Source organism: Salipiger mucosus DSM 16094 (assembly GCF_000442255.1).
In the GTDB taxonomy this organism is placed as follows: domain Bacteria; phylum Pseudomonadota; class Alphaproteobacteria; order Rhodobacterales; family Rhodobacteraceae; genus Salipiger; species Salipiger mucosus.
This window is the reverse complement of sequence record NZ_KE557286.1, coordinates 30266-50002: the sequence shown is the minus strand read 5'-3', so window position 1 is coordinate 50002 and position 19737 is coordinate 30266. Positions and strand designations below refer to the sequence as shown.

General features: G+C 68.6%; 24 protein-coding genes. 4 read left to right on the top strand and 20 right to left on the bottom strand.

Annotated features, from left to right (window positions below):
- Positions 1 to 70: 70 nt before the first annotated feature.
- From SALMUC_RS25270 to SALMUC_RS25260, 3 genes are all read right to left on the bottom strand, one after another.
- Positions 71 to 1204 carry an ABC transporter substrate-binding protein gene (locus tag SALMUC_RS25270; RefSeq protein ID WP_020042411.1) on the bottom strand — a complete coding sequence of 378 codons (1134 nt, stop codon included), beginning with the start codon at positions 1202 to 1204 and terminating at the stop codon, positions 71 to 73.
- A 34-nt stretch (positions 1205 to 1238) separates the two neighbouring features.
- Positions 1239 to 1475: an Lrp/AsnC ligand binding domain-containing protein gene (locus SALMUC_RS25265; RefSeq protein ID WP_020042410.1), complete on the bottom strand. Its 237-nt coding sequence runs from the start codon at positions 1473 to 1475 to the stop codon at positions 1239 to 1241.
- 329 nt (positions 1476 to 1804) lie between these two features.
- A complete protein-coding gene (locus tag SALMUC_RS25260) occupies positions 1805 to 2116 on the bottom strand; it encodes a DUF6476 family protein (RefSeq protein WP_021120976.1) in 312 nt (103 codons plus the stop codon).
- On the opposite strand from SALMUC_RS25260, the gene SALMUC_RS25255 reads away from it, so the two are divergent.
- The 4 genes from SALMUC_RS25255 to phaR all read left to right on the top strand — a co-directional run bounded on the left by SALMUC_RS25255 (position 2115) and on the right by phaR (position 6030).
- Positions 2115 to 3146, top strand: a complete 1032-nt coding sequence (locus SALMUC_RS25255; RefSeq protein ID WP_037372931.1) for an RluA family pseudouridine synthase — start codon at positions 2115 to 2117, stop codon at positions 3144 to 3146. The genes SALMUC_RS25260 and SALMUC_RS25255 overlap by 2 nt on opposite strands.
- A gap of 237 nt (positions 3147 to 3383) precedes the next feature.
- A complete protein-coding gene (gene rpoH, locus SALMUC_RS25250) occupies positions 3384 to 4289 on the top strand; it encodes an RNA polymerase sigma factor RpoH (protein WP_020042407.1) in 906 nt (301 codons plus the stop codon).
- Between the two features lie 114 nt (positions 4290 to 4403).
- Positions 4404 to 5372: a Gfo/Idh/MocA family protein gene (locus SALMUC_RS25245; protein WP_020042406.1), complete on the top strand. Its 969-nt coding sequence runs from the start codon at positions 4404 to 4406 to the stop codon at positions 5370 to 5372.
- Positions 5373 to 5466: 94 nt separating this feature from the next.
- On the top strand, positions 5467 to 6030 hold the full coding sequence (phaR, locus tag SALMUC_RS25240; protein WP_020042405.1) for a polyhydroxyalkanoate synthesis repressor PhaR: 564 nt from the start codon (positions 5467 to 5469) through the stop codon (positions 6028 to 6030).
- Between the two features lie 30 nt (positions 6031 to 6060).
- On the opposite strand, the gene SALMUC_RS25235 is transcribed toward phaR, so the two are convergent.
- From SALMUC_RS25235 to SALMUC_RS29320, 17 genes are all read right to left on the bottom strand, one after another.
- A complete protein-coding gene (locus SALMUC_RS25235) occupies positions 6061 to 7251 on the bottom strand; it encodes a DegT/DnrJ/EryC1/StrS family aminotransferase (RefSeq protein WP_020042404.1) in 1191 nt (396 codons plus the stop codon).
- 116 nt (positions 7252 to 7367) lie between these two features.
- Complete coding sequence (locus tag SALMUC_RS25230; RefSeq protein ID WP_020042403.1) at positions 7368 to 8669, bottom strand: NAD(P)/FAD-dependent oxidoreductase; 1302 nt, start codon at positions 8667 to 8669, stop codon at positions 7368 to 7370.
- Positions 8670 to 8762: 93 nt separating this feature from the next.
- Positions 8763 to 10121 (bottom strand): glutamine synthetase family protein, encoded by a 1359-nt coding sequence (locus SALMUC_RS25225; protein WP_020042402.1) that lies wholly within the window; start codon positions 10119 to 10121, stop codon positions 8763 to 8765.
- On the bottom strand, positions 10118 to 10801 hold the full coding sequence (locus SALMUC_RS25220; RefSeq protein WP_020042401.1) for a type 1 glutamine amidotransferase: 684 nt from the start codon (positions 10799 to 10801) through the stop codon (positions 10118 to 10120). Before SALMUC_RS25220 ends, SALMUC_RS25225 begins: the two co-directional genes overlap by 4 nt.
- A gap of 64 nt (positions 10802 to 10865) precedes the next feature.
- On the bottom strand, positions 10866 to 12212 hold the full coding sequence (locus tag SALMUC_RS25215) for a glutamine synthetase family protein (protein WP_020042400.1): 1347 nt from the start codon (positions 12210 to 12212) through the stop codon (positions 10866 to 10868).
- Positions 12213 to 12322: 110 nt separating this feature from the next.
- A complete protein-coding gene (locus SALMUC_RS30175) occupies positions 12323 to 12508 on the bottom strand; it encodes a hypothetical protein (RefSeq protein WP_021120974.1) in 186 nt (61 codons plus the stop codon).
- Positions 12509 to 12769: 261 nt separating this feature from the next.
- Entirely contained in the window at positions 12770 to 13576 is an 807-nt protein-coding gene (locus tag SALMUC_RS25210; RefSeq protein ID WP_020042398.1) for an ABC transporter permease, read from the bottom strand.
- Between the two features lie 112 nt (positions 13577 to 13688).
- Positions 13689 to 14567, bottom strand: a complete 879-nt coding sequence (locus SALMUC_RS25205) for an ABC transporter permease (protein WP_020042397.1) — start codon at positions 14565 to 14567, stop codon at positions 13689 to 13691.
- A 46-nt stretch (positions 14568 to 14613) separates the two neighbouring features.
- Positions 14614 to 15336 carry a transporter substrate-binding domain-containing protein gene (locus SALMUC_RS25200; protein ID WP_020042396.1) on the bottom strand — a complete coding sequence of 241 codons (723 nt, stop codon included), beginning with the start codon at positions 15334 to 15336 and terminating at the stop codon, positions 14614 to 14616.
- Between the two features lie 39 nt (positions 15337 to 15375).
- A complete protein-coding gene (locus SALMUC_RS25195; RefSeq protein ID WP_020042395.1) occupies positions 15376 to 16152 on the bottom strand; it encodes an ABC transporter ATP-binding protein in 777 nt (258 codons plus the stop codon).
- A gap of 243 nt (positions 16153 to 16395) precedes the next feature.
- Entirely contained in the window at positions 16396 to 16836 is a 441-nt protein-coding gene (locus SALMUC_RS25190; protein WP_020042394.1) for a tellurite resistance TerB family protein, read from the bottom strand.
- A 65-nt stretch (positions 16837 to 16901) separates the two neighbouring features.
- Complete coding sequence (locus SALMUC_RS25185) at positions 16902 to 17348, bottom strand: tellurite resistance TerB family protein (protein ID WP_020042393.1); 447 nt, start codon at positions 17346 to 17348, stop codon at positions 16902 to 16904.
- A gap of 19 nt (positions 17349 to 17367) precedes the next feature.
- Positions 17368 to 17787, bottom strand: coding sequence for a tellurite resistance TerB family protein (locus tag SALMUC_RS25180; RefSeq protein WP_020042392.1), 420 nt, complete (start codon positions 17785 to 17787; stop codon positions 17368 to 17370).
- A gap of 123 nt (positions 17788 to 17910) precedes the next feature.
- Positions 17911 to 18690 (bottom strand): 23S rRNA (adenine(2030)-N(6))-methyltransferase RlmJ, encoded by a 780-nt coding sequence (locus SALMUC_RS25175; protein WP_020042391.1) that lies wholly within the window; start codon positions 18688 to 18690, stop codon positions 17911 to 17913.
- A 43-nt stretch (positions 18691 to 18733) separates the two neighbouring features.
- The gene (gene cutA / locus SALMUC_RS25170; protein ID WP_020042390.1) at positions 18734 to 19042 is read right to left on the bottom strand and encodes a divalent-cation tolerance protein CutA; all 309 of its coding nucleotides are present in this window, start codon (positions 19040 to 19042) and stop codon (positions 18734 to 18736) included.
- A gap of 76 nt (positions 19043 to 19118) precedes the next feature.
- Positions 19119 to 19436 (bottom strand): hypothetical protein, encoded by a 318-nt coding sequence (locus SALMUC_RS30170; RefSeq protein WP_156883649.1) that lies wholly within the window; start codon positions 19434 to 19436, stop codon positions 19119 to 19121.
- 186 nt (positions 19437 to 19622) lie between these two features.
- On the bottom strand, positions 19623 to 19737 hold a 115-nt coding region (locus SALMUC_RS29320), incomplete at its 5' end, for a transposase domain-containing protein (protein ID WP_156883630.1).

Here is a 19737-nt window from a genome sequence, read left to right as displayed (position 1 = left end):
GCGCAGGGGCGCCGCGGGTGTCCCTCCCCCTTGCGGGGGAGGGTCAGGGTGGGGGCGGTCTGGGCCGCGCTTACATGCTGCAGTCGTCGACGTAGGCGTTCGAGCGGTCCTCGATGGCGGTGCCGACGATCTTGTTGGTGAAGATATCGCCTTCCTTGATCACCTCGCGAACGTAGACGTCCTGCACCGGGTGATTGTTCGCCGCGAACTCGAAGTCGCCGCGCACCGAGGCGAAGTCCGCCGCCTTGAGCGCCGCGCGGAAGGCCTCGGCGTCCGAGATGTCGGCCGCGTCCATCGCCGAGAGCAGCAGGTTCGCGGTGTCATAGCCCTGCGCCGCGTAGATCGAGGGCAGGCGGTCGTACTCGGCCTCGAAGGCCTCGACGAAGGCCGCGTTGGCCTCGTTGTCGAGGTCCTTGGACCAGGTCGAGGTGTTCTTCACGCCCATCGCGGCCTCGCCCACGGCCTGCAGGATACCCTGGTCGAAGGAGAAGGCCGGGCCGACCAGCGGCAGATCGACGCCCGAGTCGGCGTATTGCTTGAGGAACGAGATGCCCATGCCGCCCGGCAGGAAGAAGAAGACGCTGTCGGCGCCCGAGGCGCGGATCTGCGCGATCTCTGCGGCGTAGTCGGTCTGGCCGAGCTGGGTGTAGATCTCGCCCGCGAGCTCGCCCTCGTAGAAGCGCTTGAAACCGTTCAGGCTGTCCTTCCCGGCGGGGTAGTTAGGCGCCATGATGAAGGTGTTCTCGAAGCCCTCGTTGGTGGCATAGGCGCCGGCGCCCTCGTGCAGGTTGTCGTTCTGGTAGGAGACCGCGAAGTAGCTCGGGTTGCAGCCCCGCCCGGCCAGCTGCGCGGGCGCCGCGTTGGTCGACAGGTACACCTTCCCCTGCGCCGTGGCCGAGGGCACCACCGCCATCGCGAGGTTGGACCAGACGATGCCGGTCAGCACGTCGACCTTGTCGGACTGGATCATCCGGTCGGCCAGCTGCACCGCCACGTCGGGCTTGCGCTGGTCGTCCTCGATCACGACCTCGACGTCGTCGCGGCCGGCCTGGTCGATGGCCAGCATGAAGCCGTCGCGGGTGTCGATGCCCAGCCCGGCGCCACCGCCCGAGAGGGTGGTGATCATGCCGACCTTGACATCGGCGGCCGCGGGCATCGCCAGCACCGCCAGCGCGGCCGAGGCGAGCAGGTTCCTGATGGTCATTGCGAAAGTTCTCCCTGTGTTTTTCTTTTCGGCTCTAGAAGGCCTTGAATGTCAGCGTCGTCAAGGATCGCTCGATGCCGGGGATGTCGAGCAGCCGCTCGTTGATGTAGCGGCCGATGTCCTCGTCCTCGGGGACGTAGAGCTTGAGCAGCAGGTCGAATTCCCCGCTGGTCGAGTAGAGCTCGGAGTGGATTTCCCGCAGGGCGATCTCGTCGGCGACGGCATAGGTCTTGCCGGGCGTGCAGCGGATCTGGACGAAGATTGGGCGCATCGGAACTCCTCTTCTCCGGCGGGGCCGGACACGAACGGCGTGGTGGTGCCTTTTGTGCAGCCTCGCGCGGGGAAAGGCAATCTCGCGCGGTGTTTGCGGGGCAGAGTTGGTAACGGGCCGGCTCCGGCCCGGAATCAAGGGCGAAGCCCGCCGGGCCAGCGCTCGTCCGCCCCGTCGCACCGAAGGTGCGCTTCCGGCGCAACGGGCGGGCGCTTTTCGAGGCGGGGCCTGCCGTCCGGCACATCGGCATATGGCCGAGGGATAAAGTGCCAGGGTCTCGACCGGCAGGAGCGCCCATCCGGCGGCCGGGCGCTGGCCCTCACCGGGGCTCAGGGCGCCGGGTCGATCCGCAGCGTCTGGCGCAGGTTGCCGGTGGCGCGGTCGAAGATCAGGATCTCGTCGGCCTCGGTCACCACCGCGTACCAGTCGCTGCCTTGGGTGAAGGCCGTGGCCGTGGCGCCGCCGGGCAGGGTGATGACCTCGGGCAGCGGTGCGCGCGTCGTCGTGTAACGGATGACAAGCATCGCGAGGATCGCTAGACACCCGGCGATCATCACCGCCGTGAGCACCGTGATCAGCCGTCGCAGGAAGCGCAGGCTGGCCGGTTCCGGCAGGTTTTCGGGATCGGGAGTGTCGGACATGTCGGGGCCTTTGCGCATCACCATCGGGGCGAACCCGCCGCCGCGCCTTGATAAGGCGCTGGCGCGCGATGTGCCAGAGGGCGCGGCGCTGTCGCGCACGCGGCTCGCGCGGCTCATCGCCGAGGGCGCGGTCACCCGCGCGGGCGCGGTGCTGGACGACCCCAAGGCCCGCGTCGCCGAGGGCGAGGAGATCGAGATCATCGTGCCCGAGGCCGAGGAGAGCCACATCGGCCCCGAGGAGATCCCGCTCGACATCGTCTGGGAGGACGAGGACCTCGTCGTCGTCAACAAGCCGCCGGGCATGGTCGTGCATCCGGCGCCGGGCACGCCCTCGGGCACCATGGTCAACGCGCTGCTGCACCATTTCGGCGGAAAGCTTTCCGGCGTGGGCGGGGCGAAGCGGCCCGGCATCGTGCACCGCATCGACAAGGACACCAGCGGGTTGCTGGTGGTGGCCAAGTCCGACCGCGCGCATCACGGGCTCGCCGCGCAATTCGAGGCGCACACCGCCGAGCGCGCCTACCTCGCGCTGGTGCACGGCGTGCCCGACCGGGGCGATCCGCGCCTGCGCGGCACGCGCGGCGTGGCCTCGGAGCCGGGCGGCGTGATCCGCATCCAGTCGGGGCTGGCCCGGCACAAGACCGACCGGCAGAAGCAGGCGGTCTACTTCGACGGGCAGGGGCGGCACGCCGTCACCCGGGCCCGGGTGCTGGAGACCTACGGCCATCCCCCGGCGCTGTCGCTGGTGGAATGCCGGCTCGAGACCGGGCGCACCCACCAGATCCGCGTGCACATGGCCCATGCCGGGCATGGCCTCGTGGGGGACCCGGTCTACGGCGGGCGGCGCAAACTGCCGGCGCGGGCGCTCTCGACCGCGGCGACCGAGGCGGTGGGCCGATTCGACCGGCAGGCGCTGCACGCGGCGCAACTGGGCTTCGACCACCCGGTCACCGGCGAGCACCTGCACTTCGAGGCGCCGCTTCCCGGCGACATGGCCGACCTGCTGGAGTTGCTGCGCGGCGGGGCCTGAGCCCGCGCGACATCGGACCGCAGGCGCACCCGGACTGTGCGGAATTCATGACCTGCGCGGCGGGATCATGGCTGTTACATCTATTCCCAACCGCGTGAGTCAGGGATTTTCCCGGAGCAAACCGACGGAGTTTCGCGTTAACATCGTGGAAACCATAGGGCGCGAGGACGCTTGAACGAAGACCGGGCCATGCCCATATGGCATGTTAAGCCCCGTAACATTGGAGGATCAGGGCACGTGAGCAACGTCAGCACCTATGCGAATCTCCCGGCGCCGTCGCCGGAGGCCGGCCTGAGCCGCTATCTGCAGGAAATCCGCAAGTTCCCGCTGCTGGAGCCCGAAGAGGAATACATGCTGGCCAAGCGCTGGGTCGAGGACCAGGACGCGCAGTCGGCCCATCGGCTCGTCACCAGCCACCTGCGGCTGGCGGCCAAGATCGCCATGGGCTACCGCGGTTACGGCCTGCCGCAGGCCGAGGTCATCTCGGAGGCCAACGTGGGCCTGATGCAGGCGGTCAAGCGCTTCGACCCCGAGAAGGGGTTCCGCCTCGCGACCTACGCGATGTGGTGGATCCGCGCCTCGATCCAGGAATACATCCTGCGCTCGTGGAGCCTCGTGAAGCTGGGCACGACCAGCGCGCAGAAGAAGCTGTTCTTCAACCTGCGCAAGGCCAAGTCGCGCATCGGCGCGCTCGAGGACGGCGACCTGCGCCCCGAGCACGTCGAAAGGATCGCCACCGATCTCGGCGTGACCCATGACGAGGTGATCTCGATGAACCGCCGGCTGGCGGGCAGCGACGCCTCGCTCAACGCCACCGTGGGCACCGACGAGGACAGCTCGATGCAGTGGCAGGACTGGCTCGAGGACGAGGACGCCGACCAGGCCTCGGACTACGCCGAGCGCAACGAGCTGGAGGCGCGCCGCGAGCTGCTGGCGCAGGCGATGGACGTGCTCAACGACCGCGAGAAGGACATCCTGACCCAGCGCCGCCTGGCCGAGAAGCCGGTGACGCTCGAGGACCTGTCCTCGGTCTACGACGTCAGCCGCGAGCGGATCCGCCAGATCGAGGTGCGCGCCTTCGAGAAATTGCAGACGCGCATGCGCGAGCTGGCGCAGGAGCAGGGGATGACCGTCCCCGCCTGATCCCCGTCGCCATGACCGAGACACGAACGCCCGCCGCATCCCGGCGGGCGTTCTGCTTGCATGGGGCGATGTTGGCGCTACCCTCCGCGCAGGACCGACAGGAGGGGACGGACGATGGCGGAACATCTGCGCTGGGGCATTCTTGGGGCCGCGAATTTCGCGAAGCAGTTCATGGGCCCGGCGATTCACGCCGCGCGCGGCGGGGCGCTGACCGCGCTGGCCACCTCGAGCGGCGAAAAGGCCGCGCCCTTCCTCGATTTCGCGCCGGGGCTGCGCGTCTTCGACAGCTACGACGCCCTGCTGGCCGATCCCGAGATCGACGCGGTCTACATCCCGCTGCCCAACGCGCTGCACGTCGAGTGGTGCAAGCGCGCGGCCAAGGCCGGCAAGCACGTGCTCTGCGAGAAACCCATCGCCATGAAGGCCGCCGAGATCGACGAGCTGATCGCGCTGCGCGACAGCAGCGGCAAGCTCATCGCCGAGGCCTGGATGATCGCGCATCACCCGCAGTTCGCCAAGGCGCGCGAGCTGCTGCAGGAGGGCGCCATCGGCAACCTCGTGCGGGTGGACTCGACCCACAGCTTCTACAACGCCGACCTCGACAACATCCGCAACAAGCCCGAGACCGGCGGCGGCGCGCTGGGCGACATCGGCATCTACGCATTCGGCAGCATCCGCCTGCTGACGGGGCAGGAGCCCGAGGCGCTGCTCTCGACGGTGGTGGACTGGGAGAACGGCATCGACACCGCCGCCCACATCACCGCGCGCTTCCCGGGTTTCATCTACTCGGGGCGCGTCTCGATGCGCGCCGCGCCCTGGCAGGAGATCGTGCTGCATGGCGACAAGGGCCTGATGCGCCTGCCGGTGCCCTTCAACGTGCAGGTCTTCGGCGAGGCGCGGCTCGAGTTGCACGGCCCCGGGCTGGAGGTGAAGACCTGGCGCTGGCCCGCGGAAAACCACTACGTCCTGCAGGTCGAGAACTTCAACGACGCGGTGCGCGGGCGCAGCGATTACCCCCTGCCGCTGGAGTTCTGCCGGGGCACGCAGGCCTGGATCGACGACATCCTCGCGGCCGGCGGATGAGCATTTGCCCGGGCGCTGCTGAAACGTAAGGCTTTTCTTTTTTCTGCAGCAGCATAGGCTTTTCTGCATCTGCTGCATGAGGGGAGGTGCCCAGTTGGCTGAAAAGGAAAAACCGCTGCTGATCAAGCGTTATGCCAGCCGGCGTCTCTACAACACCGAGACGAGCGACTACGTCACGCTCGAGGATATCGCGGGTTTCATCCGCGACGGGCGCGAGGTTCAGATCATCGACCTCAAGTCCGGCGACGACCTGACCCGGCAGTACCTGCTGCAGATCGTGGCCGAACACGAGAGCCGCGGCGAGAGCGTGCTGCCGATCAACGTGCTGACCGACCTGGTGCGCAGCTACACCACGCAGGCGACCTCCGCGGTGCCGCAGTTCCTGGCCGCGAGCTTCGAGATGTTCCGCGACAGCCAGTCGAAGTGGGCCGAGAGCATGAGCCAGATGAACCCGATGATGGGCAAGGTGCCCAAGGTGCCCGGCTTCGAGGCGATGCAGGCGCAGCAGGAGGCCTTCCTCAAGGCGATGACCGGCAACATGGGCAACCAGTGGTCGGGCCCCGAGGGATCGGGCGGCGAGGAAGAGGAAGAGGATCTCGACGAGATCAAGCGCCAGCTGGCCGAGCTTCAGGGCAAGCTGAAGAAGATGGAAAAATAGGGCGCGCCACGGCGCGCCCCGCTTCCGAACTCAGGTGCCGTAGGCGCGGGTATCGCCCATGACCGCCTCGGCGGCCTGAACCAGCACATCCGCCACCGCCGCACAGTCCTCGAGCGTCAGCCGCGCCGGAAGGCGCGTGTCGCAGGCGCGCTGCAGCATGGCGCGCGTGCGCGGCAGCTCGGGCATCTCGGGCATGAACTGCCAGTTCCAGAAGGCGCGCGCGTTGTCGCTCGACAGGCCGAAGACCTGCACCTTGACGCCGGCGGCCTCGGCCGCCTCGGCAAAGGCGCGCATCTCGTCGAGATCCATGCCGGTCAGGTTGAACTGCAGCGAGTCGGGCGCGCGCTGCTCGGGGCCCAGCTTCTCGGGGACCTCGATCCAGGGGCTGCGGGCGATGCGCTCGGCCACGAAATCGTGGTTGCGGCGGCCGTCCGCGACCCGGCGGGCGATGTGCGGCAGCTGCGGTCGGATCACCGCGGCCGAGAGGTTCGACATGCGCAGGTTGTAGAGCGGCAGCTTGTTCTGCCACCGGGCAAAGGCCTCCTGCAGGACGGGGTGCTTTTTCCAGTTGTGCTCGTAGGCGCCCGAGAGGATCACCGCGCGGGCCACGAGGTCGGCGTCGTCGGTGACCAGGATGCCGCCTTCGCCCGCGTTCACCAGCTTGTAGCTCTGGAAACTGAAGCAGCCGACGCGGCCGATGGTGCCGATGTTGCGTCCGGCCCAGGTGGTGCCCAGCGAATGCGCCGCGTCCTCGATCACCGGCAGGCCGCGCGCGTCGCAGAGCGCCATGATCGCGTCCATGTCCGAGGTATGCCCGCGCATGTGGCTGATGATGACCGCCTGGACGCCATCGAGCTTGGCCTCGAAATCGGCGAGATCCACGCGGTAGTTCTCGCCCACCTCGCAGAGGACGGGGATGCAGTCGGCGTGCACCACCGACGAGGGCACGGCGGCGAAGGTGAAGCCCGGGATCAGCACGCGCGCGTCGCGGGGCAGCCCCAGCGCCTTGAGCGAGAGGAAGAGCGCCGCCGAACAGCTCGAGACCGCCAGCGCGTAGCGGCTGCCCAGCAGCTCGGCGAACTCGGTCTCGAGCAGGGCGACCGGCGCGTCCTCGGGGGCGGTGTAGCGGAAGAGGTCACCCGACTGCAGCAGGCGGTCGATCTCGGCGCGGGCCTCCTCGGGGATCGGCTCGGCGTGGTGCATGTTCGGCAGGCGGGTCATGTTTTCGACTTCCAGAATGTCCACTTTCAAAAAGTTTAAACAAGCGCATTGTAACAGCCAAGCGAAATTGGCGCGGCGCGGGGCCGCGGCGGATCACGATGATCTGACCTGTGGTCTCAGAGCCCCAGGCGGTCCCGCAGCGCGTACCAGCTCATGGCGAGCGCCAGCAGCGGGCTGCGCAGGGCTGCGCCGCCGGGGAAGGGCGGCACCGGCAGGGCGGCCATGGCGTCGAAGCCCGCGGTCTCGCCGCGCAGCGCCTCGGCCATGAGCCGGCCGGCGTGCACCGCCGTGCCGACGCCGTGCCCGGAATAGCCCGAGGCGCTGAGCACGTGCGGCGAGAGCCGCGCGAGCAGCGGCAGGCGCTTCATGGTGATCGCCAGCGTCCCGCCCCAGGCGTAGTCGATCTCGACGTCCTCCAGCGAGGGGAAGACCTCGAGCATGGGCCGGCGCACCTTGGCGGCGATGTCGTCGGGGAAGCGGTAGCCATAGCTCTCGCCCCCGCCGAACAGCAGCCGCCCGTCGTGGCTGAGCCGGAAGTAATTCACCACGAAGCGCGAATCCGAGACCGCCACGTCGCGGGTCAGCACCTCTGCGGCGCGCGGACCCAGCGGCTCGGTGGCGGCGATGAAGTTGTTGATGGGCATGACCCGGTGCGCCACGCGCGGCGCCAGGCCGCCCAGGTAGCCGTTGCCGGCGAGGATCACGTGAGCGGCGGTGACCCGGCCCGCCTCGCACTGCAGGGTGCAGGGCGCGCCCTCGCTCACCTCCAGCACCAGCGAGCGCTCGAAGAGGCGTGCGCCCGCCGCCTCGGCCGCGCCCGCGAGCCCCTGGGCGAAGCGCAGCGGGTGCAGGTGCCCCGCGCCCATGTCGAGCACGCCGCCGCGGTAGTCGGGCGAGGGGCAGAGCGCGTGAAAGGCCTCGCGGTTCAGCGCCTCGACCTCGTAGCCGTAGTGCCGGCCCATGTGGCCCGCATAGGCGTGCAGCTCGCGCACCTCGGCCTCGGAGGAGCCCGCCCAGGCCACGCCGTCACGCAGGTGGCAATCGATGCCGTGCCGCGCGATCAACCCGCGCACCAGCGTCTTGGCCTCCTCGCCGAGATCCCACAGGTGCCGCGCGTCGTCGCGCCCCACGAGCTTTTCCAGCGCGACCTGGTCGACCCGCTGGCCCGAGCCCAGCTGCCCGCCGTTGCGCCCCGAGGCGCCGAAGCCCGCGCGATGCGCCTCGACCAGCACCACGTCGAGTCCGGCCTCGGCCATGTGCAGCGCCGCCGAGAGCCCGGTATAGCCGCCGCCCACCACGCAGACGTCGGCCCGCACCTCGCCGCGCAGGACCGGCCGCTCGGGCGCGGGCAGGGCCGTGGCGGCATACCAGCTCGCGGGGTAGGCGCCGCGCTCGTCGTTGGAAAACAGAAGGTTCACGCGCCCCTCGCTTCTTCTGGCTGCAAATATCCCGGGGGAGTCCCGCAGGGACCGGGGGCAGCGCCCCCGCGCCGGGCCGAAGGCCCGGCCCGGCTACACGTTGGTCAGCAGGTGTTCGCGCTCCCAGGGCGAGATCACCGACAGGAATTCCTCGTATTCCGCGCGCTTCACGACCGAGTAGACCCGCGCGAACTCCCGGCCCAGCACCTCGTGCAGGGCGGTGGCCTCGTCCCACATGTCCAGCGCCTCGCCCAGCACGCGGGGGATGTCACCCTCGCCCTCGTAGGCATCGCCGCGGAACTGCTTCGAGGGGCGCCGCTCCTCCATCAGCCCGAGGTAGCCGCAGGCGAGCGAGGCTGCGATCCCCAGGTAGGGGTTGCAGTCCATCCCCGCGAGGCGGTTCTCGACACGGCGCGCCTCGGGCTCGGAGAGCGGGATGCGGATGCCCGTGGTGCGGTTGTCGCGCGCCCATTCGAGGTTGATCGGCGCCGCGTGGTCGCGGACGTAGCGGCGGTAGGAATTGACGTAGGGCGCCAGCACCGCGATTGCCGCCGGCAGATGCGCCTGCAGCCCGCCGATGAAGTGATAGAAGGCGTCGGTCTCACCACCCTGCGGCCCGGCGAAGAGGTTGCGGCCGGTCTCCGTCTCCAGCACCGAATGGTGGATGTGCATGGCAGAGCCCGGCTCGTCGGCGATGGGTTTCGCCATGAAGGTGGCGTAGCAGTCGTGCCGCATCGCCGCCTCGCGGATCAGCCGCTTGAAGAAGAAGACCTCGTCGGCGAGTTTCACCGGGTCGCCGTGGCGCAGGTTGATCTCGAGCTGGCCGGCGCCGCCCTCCTGGGTGATGCCGTCGATCTCGAAACCCTGCGCCTCGGCAAAGTCGTAGATGTCGTCGATCACCGGGCCGAACTCGTCCACCGCGGTCATCGAGTAGGCCTGCCGCGCCGCCGCCGGGCGGCCCGAGCGGCCCATCATCGGCTCGATGTCCTTGGCCGGGTCGATGTTCCGCGCCACGAGGTAGAATTCCATCTCGGGGGCGACGACCGGCTCCCAGCCCTGGGCCTCGTAGAGCTTCATCACGCGCTTGAGCACGTTGCGCGGGCTGCACTTGATCGGCTCGCCGTGGCGGTCGTAGGCGTCGTGGATCACCTGCAGCGTCCAGTCGCCGGTCCAGGGGGCGGCGCTGGCGGTGGTGAGGTCGGGGCGCAGGATCATGTCGCGCTCGATGAAGCCGTCCTCGCCGGCGGCATCGCCCCAGTCGCCGGTGATGGTCTGGTAGAAGATCGAATCCGGCAGGTGGAACGAGCTCATCCGCGCGAACTTCGAGGCCGGCACCGCCTTGCCGCGGGCGATCCCCGGCAGGTCCGAGATGATGCATTCGACCTCGTCCAGCCGGCGCCCCTCGAGGTAGGCCATGGCGGCGCGGGGCAGGTTTGCGGTCCAGTCGGTCATGGCAGGCGCCTTTCGGTGAAGAAATGCGCGAACTGGTCGGCCAGTGCCGCGCTGTCGAGCGGCGTGCCCATGCGCTCCGAGGCTTCGGCGAGCAGCGCGTCGGGCACCACGCCGGGGCCGCGCGTCTCGATCAGGCCCCGGATGAAGCTGTCGCCGTATTCGGGATGCGGCTGCACCGAGTAGGCGTGGCCGGGATAGAGCAGGGCGGCGTGCTGGCAGTGATCGCTCGAAGCCAGCGTCTGCGCGCCCTCGGGCGGGGTGATGACCTGGTCCTGGTGCCAGGCGTGCACGGTGCGCTCGCCCTCGGGGAAGCGGTAGACGGTGGGTCCCACGCTCCAGCCGCCCTCGAACTTCTCGACCTTGCCCCCCATCGCCTGGGCGATGACCTGGTGGCCGAAGCAGACGCCCACCAGCGGCCGCCCGGAGGCATAGATGTCGCGCACCAGAGCCTCCAGCGGGGGCAGCCAGTCGTGATCCTCGTAGACGCCGTGCTTGGAGCCGGTGATGAGCCAGCCGTCGGCCGCCTCGGGGCCGGGCGGGAACTCTCCCGTCACCACGGACCAGCTCTCGAATTCGAAGCCGCGATCCGCGAGCAGCCGCGCGAACATGTCGGGGTATTCACCGCTCTCGGGCGCCAGGGTCTCGGGCGCCAGACCGGTCTGCAGTATGCCGATTTTCATGAACCACCAATGGTCGTGTCGGCGCGGAGCCTAGACCCGCCGCAGGGACGCGGCAAGGGCCGGCTCAGACCGTGTCGAGATAGATTTCCACCTGCTCCGCGGGCGAGAGTTCGGCCATGTAGTGCGCCTCCTGCCGCTTGGTCAGCAGCAGGTTGCGGATCAGCCCCTCGGGCAGGATCCGCGGGATCAGCGTGCTGGCCTCGAAGGCGTCCATGGCCGCTTCCCAGTTGTCGGGGATGCGCGGCAGGTCCTGCGCGTAGGCGTTGCCGGTGATGGGCTCGGGCGGCTCCATGCCGTCCTCCATGCCCACCAGCGCGGCGCCGAGGATCGTGGCGAGCAGCAGGTAGGGGTTCACGTCGCCGCCCGCGACGCGGTGCTCGACCCGGCGCGCCGCCGGGCTGCCGCTGGGCACGCGGATCGCCGCCGTGCGGTTCTCGTAGGCCCAGGAGATGCCGCAGGGCGCGTGGTTCTCGGGCACCAGACGGTCGTAGCTGTTGAGGTGCGGCGCGAAGATCAGCGTGCTGTCGTACATCGCCGCGAGGCAGCCGCCCACCGCGTGGCGCAGCGCGTCGGTGCCCTTGGGCCCGCCGTCGTCGAAGATGTTGTTGCCTTCCGAGTCCAGCACCGAGAAATGCACGTGCATGCCGCTGCCGGCGTAGTCCTCGTAGGGCTTGGCCATGAAGGAGGCGGCGAAACCGTGCCGCCGGGCGAGACCGCGCACCAGCATCTTGAAGAGCCAGGCATCGTCGGCCGCGCGCAGCGCGTCGTCCTGGTGCATGAGGTTGATCTCGAACTGCCCCAGCCCCGCCTCGCTGATCGCGGTATCGGCGGGAATGTCCATCTCCTCGCAGGCGTCGTAGAGATCGGTGAAGAACTGGTCGAACTGATCGAGCGCGCGGATCGACAGCACCTCGGCCGCCTTGCGCCGCTTGCCCGAACGCGGCGAGATCGGCACCTCGAGCTTCTTGCCGCTGTCGTCGATCAGGAAGAACTCCAGCTCGACCGCGGCCACCGGCGTCAGCCCGCGCGCCTTGTAGCGGCGCAGCACCTTGGCCAGCGCGTGGCGCGGGTCGCCCTCGAAGGGGCGGCCGTCCTCGTGGAACATCCAGATCGGCAGCAGCGCGCTCGGCGCCTCGAGCCAGGGCATCGGCACGAAGCCGCGCTGCGTCGGGTGCAGCAGCCCGTCACGGTCGCCGCTCTCGAAGACCAGGGGGCTGTCGTCGATGTCCTCGCCCCAGATGTCGAGGTTGAGCGCCGAGAAGGGAAAGCGCGTGCCGTCCTCCACGACCTTGTGGGCGAAGCGCGCGGGCACGCGCTTGCCGCGCGGCTGGCCGTTGAGGTCGCAGGCGGCGACGCGGATGGTGCGGACCTGCGGGTTCTTGCGCAGCCAGTTCTTGGTGTCGGAAAGCATGGATCACCGGGGGTCGATGGAGAGGTCGATAATTTGATCAAATCATCAATATCGACCCGGACCCGCCCTTGGCAAGGGGGCTTGGCGGTGAGCCCGTGCGGGGGGCTGCCTCAGGGCAGGTGGAAGAGGGCCAGCGCAAGCCCGAAGGGAAGCAGCGTCACGGCAAGGATGCCGCCGAAGGTCAGCGCCCGGCGCCGGCGCGGCATGTCGTAGTAGGAGGGAACGTGGCGCATCAGTTCGTAGACGACCATGACGAGCAGGACCCTGAACAGGAAGGGCATGAGAAACGATAACATGAGGTGCGCCCTCTTTGCGCAGACTTGCTGAATGACCTTGGCCTGACGAAATCCTTCGTGCCCTGGTGCGGGCGCTCGGAGGAAGAAGCGCACCGCACCGGGCATAGGCAGGGCAGCACGTTCCTTGCCCCTGCGTCACGCGTCGCGAGGCAGGAGAGGCGGCATGACGCGCGAATTGATGAAGCGCTGTTCGCGCCGCGCCGCCAACGCCCGCGTTCTCGGCAGAGCCGGAACGGCCTCGGGGCCGCGCGGCGGTGCCGCTCAGCGCAGCAGGTTGGGACGGAATCGCATCCGCTGCCGGCGCTCCTGCGGCAGGTGCCGGTTCAGCCGACGGTTGATCCAGCCGAAGATCCCGACGATCAGCAACGTCAGCAGGATGAAATAGACCGCGAGGATCGGGTAGGGCACGAAGGGGTTGAAGGTCTTGTCGGCGAAGTAGCTGGCATAATAGAGCGCGTCGCCGCGCTGCTGAAAGGCCGGAAAGCCCGAGAAGTAGACCAGCGTCGTGGCGTGGAACAGGAAGATCGCCTCGTTGGTATAGGCGGGCCAGGCCAGCCGCAGCATGGTCGGCCAGACGATCCGCCGGAACCGGGTCCAGCCCGAGAGCCCGTAGGCATCCGCCGCCTCCATGTCCCCGCGCGGCACCGAGAGCAGCGCGCCGTAGAAGATCTCGCCCGAGTAGGCGGCGGTGTTCAGGAACAGCACAACCAGCGCCCCGGCCCAGGCTGAGGTGAAGGGATCGAAGACCGGCGAGACCTGCTTGAGGCTGAGAAACAGGAAATAGGCGAAGAAGATCTGGATGAAGAGCGGCGAGCCCCGGAAGACGAAGATGAACCACTCCGAGAGCTTCCGCGCCAGTGGCCGGCGCGAGGCCTTGCCGACCGCCACCGCGGCCGCCATGAAGAACCCAGTGATCAGGGCCAGCACGCCGAAGTAGACGTTCCAGATCAGCCCCGAGCCGATCAGCACCACCTGCTGGCAGAGCGTGAAGTTGTCGCGCGGCAGCAGCCGCTCGCCGATCCCGAGCGAGCGCAGCCCGTAATCCGCCAGCGTCTCCCAGCAGCTCAAGCGCGCCCCCCGCCGGACCGGCGCACGGCCCGCCCTTTCATCTTTCCGCAAATACGCGAATGTCGCCGCAGGCGACCGGGGCGCAGCCCCGCATGACGCACCGCGCCCCGCATCAGGCCATCCTCTGGGCGTCGCCGCCCAGCGTCGCCTGTCCGCGCGTGAGCCGCTTCATGATCCGCTCCAGCACGATCTCCGAGACCCGCGTGAAGGCCAGGTAGAAGACCAGCAGCGCGAGGAAGAACCAGACCCGCCAGTCGCCGTGCGGGTAGTCGGTGAAGCGCGGCGACTTGGTGCCGCCCAGCTCGCGCGCCCAGTAGACGATGTCCTCGACCCCCAGCAGGAAGAGCAACGGCGTCGCCTTGATCAGCACCATCCAGAGGTTCGACAGTCCCGGCAGCGCATAGACCCACATCTGCGGCACGAGGATGCGCCGGAAGATCTGCCGACGCGTCATGCCATAGGCCTCGGCGGTCTCGAGCTGCGGCCTGGGCACGGCCCGCATGGCGCCGTAGAGCACATTGGCCGCGAAGGCCCCGAAGACGATGGCGAAGGTCAGCACCGCGAGCGAGAAGCCGTAGACCTCGTGCCAGACCTGCGGCGCGGTCGAGAGCGGCAGCTTGGCCTCGGCGCAGACGATGAAATCCGAGCCCTGGCGGATCGGCTGGTCCCAGTCCGGGCACTTGATCTTGTGGCGCAGCCATTCGAACCCCTGGTCCAGCGCCACGATGAAGAACAGGAAGAAGACGATGTCGGGCACGCCGCGCACCATGGCGATGTAGATCCGCCCGAGCCAGCTCACCGGCGCGACGTGCGAGCGCGCGGCCATGGCCCCGGCGAAACCGAATCCCAGTGCCACCGGCGCGGTGATGGCCAGCAGCACCAGCACCGTCCCGAAGGAGCCGTAGAACAGCATCATCTTGCCCGTGGTCATGTAGCAGGCGAACCACGGCAGGGTATCCAGGACGGAGGGGTCTTCGCAGAATCCGAACATCGGCGGGCCGGGGGGAGCGGGGGCGCGCAGCCCCCGCCCGTCTCCGTCACTCGTAGACTTTGACGTCGTCGCCGAACCACTTGACGATCAGCTCGTTGAGCGAGCCGTCTTCCTTCATCGAGTCGATGGCCTCGTTGAAGGTCGCCTTGAGTTCGGTGTCGCTCTCGCGGATGCCCATGCCGGTGCCGCGGCCAAGGATCACCTCTTCGCCCACGAAGCTCAGTTCGCTCGACTCCTCGACGATCGGGCGGAGGAAGTCGAAATCGAAGAAGGCCGCGTCGGCCTCGCCGTTGCGCACGGCCGAGATGATCTCCTCGGCGGTGGCGTATTCCAGCAGCGTCGCGCCCTGCTCGACGATGTAGGCCGACTGCAGGGTCGAGGTCTGCGCCGCGATCACGCCGTCGAGCGGCGCGTCCTCGCTGAGCGCGACATAGGCCGACTCGGCCGGCGGGATGTAGTCCTGGGTGAAGTCGATCACCTCGTCGCGCGAGTCGTTGATCGACATGCCGGCGATGATGGTGTCGTAGTTGCCCGAGACGAGGTTGGGGATGATGGAATCCCAGTCGTTGGTCACCCACTCGCAGTCCAGCTCGGCCCGCGCGCAGAGCTCGTCGCCCAGCTCGCGCTCGAAGCCGTCGACCTCGCCGTCATCGTTGATGAAGTTGTACGGAGGGTAGGCGCCCTCGGTGCCCATGCGCACCACGTCCTGTGCCAGCGCCATGCCGGCGGTCATGGCCAGCGCGGCCGTGCCGAGAAGGATGGATTTCATGTCTTGCTCCCTTGGTTGGTCTTTGCCCTGCGCGTTGTCTCACGCATGGGTGGTCGATTTCAGGAACCCCCGCAGGCGTTCCGACGTGGGGGCGCCGAACAGCCGGTCCGGCGGGCCCTCTTCCTCGATGAGGCCCTGGTGCAGGAACACCACGTGATCGCTCACGTCGCGGGCCATCTTCATGTCGTGGGTGACGATGATCATCGTGCGGCCCTCGGCGGCGAGGTCCTTGATGACGCGCACCACTTCCTGCTCCAGCTCGGGGTCGAGCGCCGAGGTCGGCTCGTCGAAGAGCAGCGCCTCTGGCTCCATGCAGAGCGCGCGGGCGATGGCGGCGCGCTGCTGCTGCCCGCCCGAAAGCTGCGCCGGCCAGGCCTCGGCCTTGTCGCCGATGCCCACCTTGTCGAGATAGCCGCGCGCGGCGGCCTCCACCTCGTCGCGGGGCCGGCCCAGCACGGTGAGCGGCGCCTCCATGACGTTCTGCAGGATCGTCATGTGCGCCCAGAGATTGAACTGCTGGAAGACCATCGACAGGTTGGTGCGGATGCGCAGCACCTGCTTGGCGTCCGAGGGCCGGCGCTGGTGGCCTTCGCCGCGCCAGTGCACGCCCTCGCCCTTGAAGAGGATGTCGCCCTGCTGGCTGTCCTCGAGCAGGTTGCAGCAGCGCAGCAGCGTCGACTTGCCCGAGCCCGAGGAGCCGATCAGCGAGACCACGTCGCCGCGCCGCGCGGTCACGTCGACGCCCTTGAGCACCTCGAGCGGCCCGTAGGCCTTGTGCAGGTTGCGGATCTCGATGACGGGGGCCGGGTTGGTCAAGCCTCACCTTCTGTCATGGGCGTCAGTTTGGGCGAGGATGGTCGGAAAGCCCGGCGCTTGGCAATGCGCAATCCGCCGGGTTTCGCTGCGTCACTGGGCATCTGCCCGCGAAAGCGGCGGGGCGCGGACCATGTCGGGCCCGGCAGGTCGGCCGCGTGGCGCCGCACGAGGTCGCGCAGCCCCAGCGCGGCCGTCGTGGCGTGGCGTGGCGTGGCGTGGCGTGGCGTGGCAGGGAGCCGGCGCCTATCCCTTGGCTTCGACCCTTTGCCGGGCCAGCGCCGAGTCGCGGTCGTTGATGCCCAGCAGGTTCGCGACCAGCCGCAGCAGGGCGTCCTCCTCGGCCTCGCGCACGCCGTCGGCCAGCACCACCTGCCAGAGCGCCTCGACCACCGCGATCCGGTGCTCGTAGTCGACGGCGTCCTTGATCGCGCGGGTGAAGCGCACGGTGTCGGGCGCCTCGCCCTCGAGCCCCTCGGCCTCGCCGCGCAGCTTCGCGGCCTCGAAGGGCGAGAGCCCGTAGCGCGCGGCGACGATGCGGTCGATCCTCTCGCGCTCGCTCTCGTCGTAGCTTTCGTCCGAGCGCGCCACCCGGACGAGCAGCGCGGTCAATGCAAGACGCGCGTCTTCGTCCGGAAGAGGCGCGGGGTCGGGCTGCGTGAGCCGCTTGAGGAAATCGGAAAACATGGCCTCTGATATAGCCTGCCGGACGGCGGCCGCAATGCACGGGCGTGCGAGGCCGCACTGGCGGCCTAGGGAATGCTCGCCGCGGCGGCACGCGCGGTCTCCGAGGCCTCGCGGTCGAGGCCCAGTTTGTCCTCGACGAGGTCCGCCAGCGCCGCCTCCTGCGCGTCGGTGGCGCCGTCGGCCAGCGCGACCTGCCAGAGCGCCTCGACGATCTCGTAGCGGTGGGCGGGATCGACCGTCTCGCGGATCACGCGGGCCATTTCGTCGATACCGGGCGCGGCTCGGGCGATGGCCTCGCATTCGGCGCGCATGCGGGCGGCCTCGAGGGGCTTCAGCCCGTGGGCCCTGCGCAGGATGCGGTCGATCTCGGCCACCTCGGCAAAGAGGTAGCCGCGGTCGGCCAGCGCCATCTTGACCAGCAGCGCCCCCAGCGCGTGGCGCGCGTCGAGCGGCGGCAGCGGCGCCTTCGGCCGGGCGCGCCGGTGGAAGAGGTGCGTCAGTCTCTCGAACATGAAGGTCTCCTTGCGCCTCTTACCCGGCCCGGCGCGGCGGCGCGATGTCCTGCGCGGGCACGCCCAGCACGGTCTCGGCCAGCGCGACGAGGGCCTCCTCCTCCGCGCCGGCGACGCGCATCACCTCGCAGAGGCAGCGCGCGATGGAAAGCCGGTCGGCATAGGGCACCGAGACGCGCAGGATGGCGGCGAAACGGGCGGTCTCGGGCGCGAACTCGGCCAGCGCCTCGCAGGTTTCGCGCATCTCGAGCGCCTCCTGCGCGGTCAGCTCGTGGCGCCGGGCGAGGATCGCGTCGATCGCGGCGGCCTCGCGGATCAGGCGGCCCTCCTCGGCCCGCGCGAGCCGGACCAGCAGCGCCCCCAGCGCCAGCGGCACGTCGCCGGGGTCGAGCTGCGTGCGCTCGGGCGCCCCGAGCCAGTATCTCAGCGAGCGGGCCACGCGGCGCCGCTCCGGCCGGCCTGCACGGTCCTTGCGCCTCTCCCGGTCATCCGCGCCTCCTCCCTCTCGGTCACCCGGGGCAGTCTGTCGCAGCTTTCGGCGCGGGACAATGGCCCAGTCGTGTCAGCCTTGCCGCGCCAGCAGGCGGTCGAGCGCGCGGGTCTCCTCGGCAAGGCCCCAGGGCGGGTTCACCACGAACATGCCGCTGCCGCGCATGCGGTGGCCCGGGCGGATCGGCGGGAAGCGGACCTCGTGGCGCAGCGCCTCGGGGAACTCGCGCCCCAGCGCCTTGAGCATGGGGGCGTGCGGGGCGTCCTGCAGGATCGGATACCACAGCATCAGCACGCCCACGTTCCACTTGCGGTGGATCTGCGCCATTGCCTTGGGCACGCGGGCATAATCGGCCTTCACCTCCCACGAGGGGTCGATCAGCATGACGCCCCGGCGCGGGTCGGGCGGGCAGAGGCTCTGCGCCAGCTCGAAGCCGTCCTGCCGGTGGATCGTCACGTTGGGCGCGGCCAGCGCCTGCGTCAGCGCGGCATGCTCCTGCGGGTGCAGCTCGGCCAGGTGCAGGCGGTCGGTCTCGCGCAGCAGGCTCGCGGCGATGAGCGGCGAGCCGGGGTAGGCGCGGGGGCCATGCGCCGCGCGCACGCCCTTCAGCGCGCGGGTATAGGGGTGATCGGCCGGAAAGCGGTCCGAGAGCCGGGCGATGCCCTTTTCGGCCTCGCCGGTCTTCTGCGCCTCGGCGCCGCCCAGGTCGTAGAGCCCGCGGCCGGCGTGGGTCTCGATGTAGCTCAGCGGCTTGTCCTTGCGCGTCAGGTACTCGAGCACCGAGGCCAGGATCGCGTGCTTCTGCACGTCGGCGAGGTTCCCCGCGTGGTAGGCGTGTTGATAGGACAGCATGGACGTGGGGTAGGGCGCCGCGCGGCGCGAGGCAAGCGAAAGCTCAGCCGGTCGAGGTCTCGTCGATCCACTGCAGGAAGGAGGGCGACCCGTGGGTCATCTCGACGCCCCAGAGCGCGGGCTCGTCGTAGCTGTGGCGTTCGAGGATGAAGGCGGCGAGGGCGTCATAGCGCTCGGCGCTGGTCTTGAAGAGCAGCCGGAACTCGGCGTCCTCCTGGATGCCCTGCCAGTCGTAGACCGAGGTGATCCGCTCGACCTGGACACAGGCGGCCAGGTGCCGCTCCACGGCTCCGCGCGCGAGATCGCGGGCCTCGGTTTCGGAGTCGGTGGTGGTGAAGACGGCTAGGGGCATGTTTGCGGCTTTGCCTCTTCGATGGTGCGTTTAGTAGCGGACGAGTGGCTATCAGGGGTTATCTAGATTTAATAGCCTAGTTTCCTACAAGAGCTGCAACCAGCGTCACCAATATCAGTGCGGCGGTTAGGAAGTTGAGCTTGCGTTGCTGACTTATCGCATCCCGGTGTTGTCTATCTTCAATGGCAATTTGTGATAATGTATTAAGCGCTTGAGGCGAAACGTTATAAGCGCCATTCGGCGTTTTCACTAAATCTTTGCTCTCAACTAGCGAGTCAAGTATAAATCGATACTCTGAGAATATCCTCTGACGTTCTGGGTGCAGGAATAATTCTGCGCCGAAGCGGTCCTTCAGATAGCGAAAAATCTCAATACGATAGTCTTGGTCGCGCATTTTCATCTCCACGGCCTCGCTTAGGACCGTAGTGCGATCTTCTCGCAACTGAAGTTTGCGGCCGAGTTTTGCCAATTTAAACTTGAGAGCAACGTGTCTCATTAAAGCGCGCAGACGAAAAATGCACAAGTACTCCTGTGCGAGGAATGAAATTGGATGTAAGCGTTGGCTGCGCCCCACGCGCGTTCAGCTTGACGGCGGGAAGTTCCACGGCAGGAGATCGTCGATCCGACCTTGCGGATAGCCAGCGGCGATGGCCTCAAGGGTGGCCTTGAGATAGGCGAATGGTTCGACGCCGTTG

Coding starts and splice junctions, on each gene's coding strand:
- SALMUC_RS25270 (WP_020042411.1), bottom strand. CDS start 1,204: ATGACCATCAGGAACCTGCTCGCCTCGGCCGCGCTGGCGGTGCTGGCG.
- SALMUC_RS25265 (WP_020042410.1), bottom strand. CDS start 1,475: ATGCGCCCAATCTTCGTCCAGATCCGCTGCACGCCCGGCAAGACCTAT.
- SALMUC_RS25255 (WP_037372931.1), top strand. CDS start 2,115: ATGTCGGGGCCTTTGCGCATCACCATCGGGGCGAACCCGCCGCCGCGC.
- SALMUC_RS25260 (WP_021120976.1), bottom strand. CDS start 2,116: ATGTCCGACACTCCCGATCCCGAAAACCTGCCGGAACCGGCCAGCCTG.
- SALMUC_RS25245 (WP_020042406.1), top strand. CDS start 4,404: ATGGCGGAACATCTGCGCTGGGGCATTCTTGGGGCCGCGAATTTCGCG.
- SALMUC_RS25235 (WP_020042404.1), bottom strand. CDS start 7,251: ATGACCCGCCTGCCGAACATGCACCACGCCGAGCCGATCCCCGAGGAG.
- SALMUC_RS25225 (WP_020042402.1), bottom strand. CDS start 10,121: ATGACCGACTGGACCGCAAACCTGCCCCGCGCCGCCATGGCCTACCTC.
- SALMUC_RS25220 (WP_020042401.1), bottom strand. CDS start 10,801: ATGAAAATCGGCATACTGCAGACCGGTCTGGCGCCCGAGACCCTGGCG.
- SALMUC_RS25215 (WP_020042400.1), bottom strand. CDS start 12,212: ATGCTTTCCGACACCAAGAACTGGCTGCGCAAGAACCCGCAGGTCCGC.
- SALMUC_RS30175 (WP_021120974.1), bottom strand. CDS start 12,508: ATGTTATCGTTTCTCATGCCCTTCCTGTTCAGGGTCCTGCTCGTCATG.
- SALMUC_RS25205 (WP_020042397.1), bottom strand. CDS start 14,567: ATGTTCGGATTCTGCGAAGACCCCTCCGTCCTGGATACCCTGCCGTGG.
- SALMUC_RS25200 (WP_020042396.1), bottom strand. CDS start 15,336: ATGAAATCCATCCTTCTCGGCACGGCCGCGCTGGCCATGACCGCCGGC.
- SALMUC_RS25190 (WP_020042394.1), bottom strand. CDS start 16,836: ATGTTTTCCGATTTCCTCAAGCGGCTCACGCAGCCCGACCCCGCGCCT.
- SALMUC_RS25185 (WP_020042393.1), bottom strand. CDS start 17,348: ATGTTCGAGAGACTGACGCACCTCTTCCACCGGCGCGCCCGGCCGAAG.
- SALMUC_RS25175 (WP_020042391.1), bottom strand. CDS start 18,690: ATGCTGTCCTATCAACACGCCTACCACGCGGGGAACCTCGCCGACGTG.
- cutA (WP_020042390.1), bottom strand. CDS start 19,042: ATGCCCCTAGCCGTCTTCACCACCACCGACTCCGAAACCGAGGCCCGC.
- SALMUC_RS30170 (WP_156883649.1), bottom strand. CDS start 19,436: ATGCGCGACCAAGACTATCGTATTGAGATTTTTCGCTATCTGAAGGAC.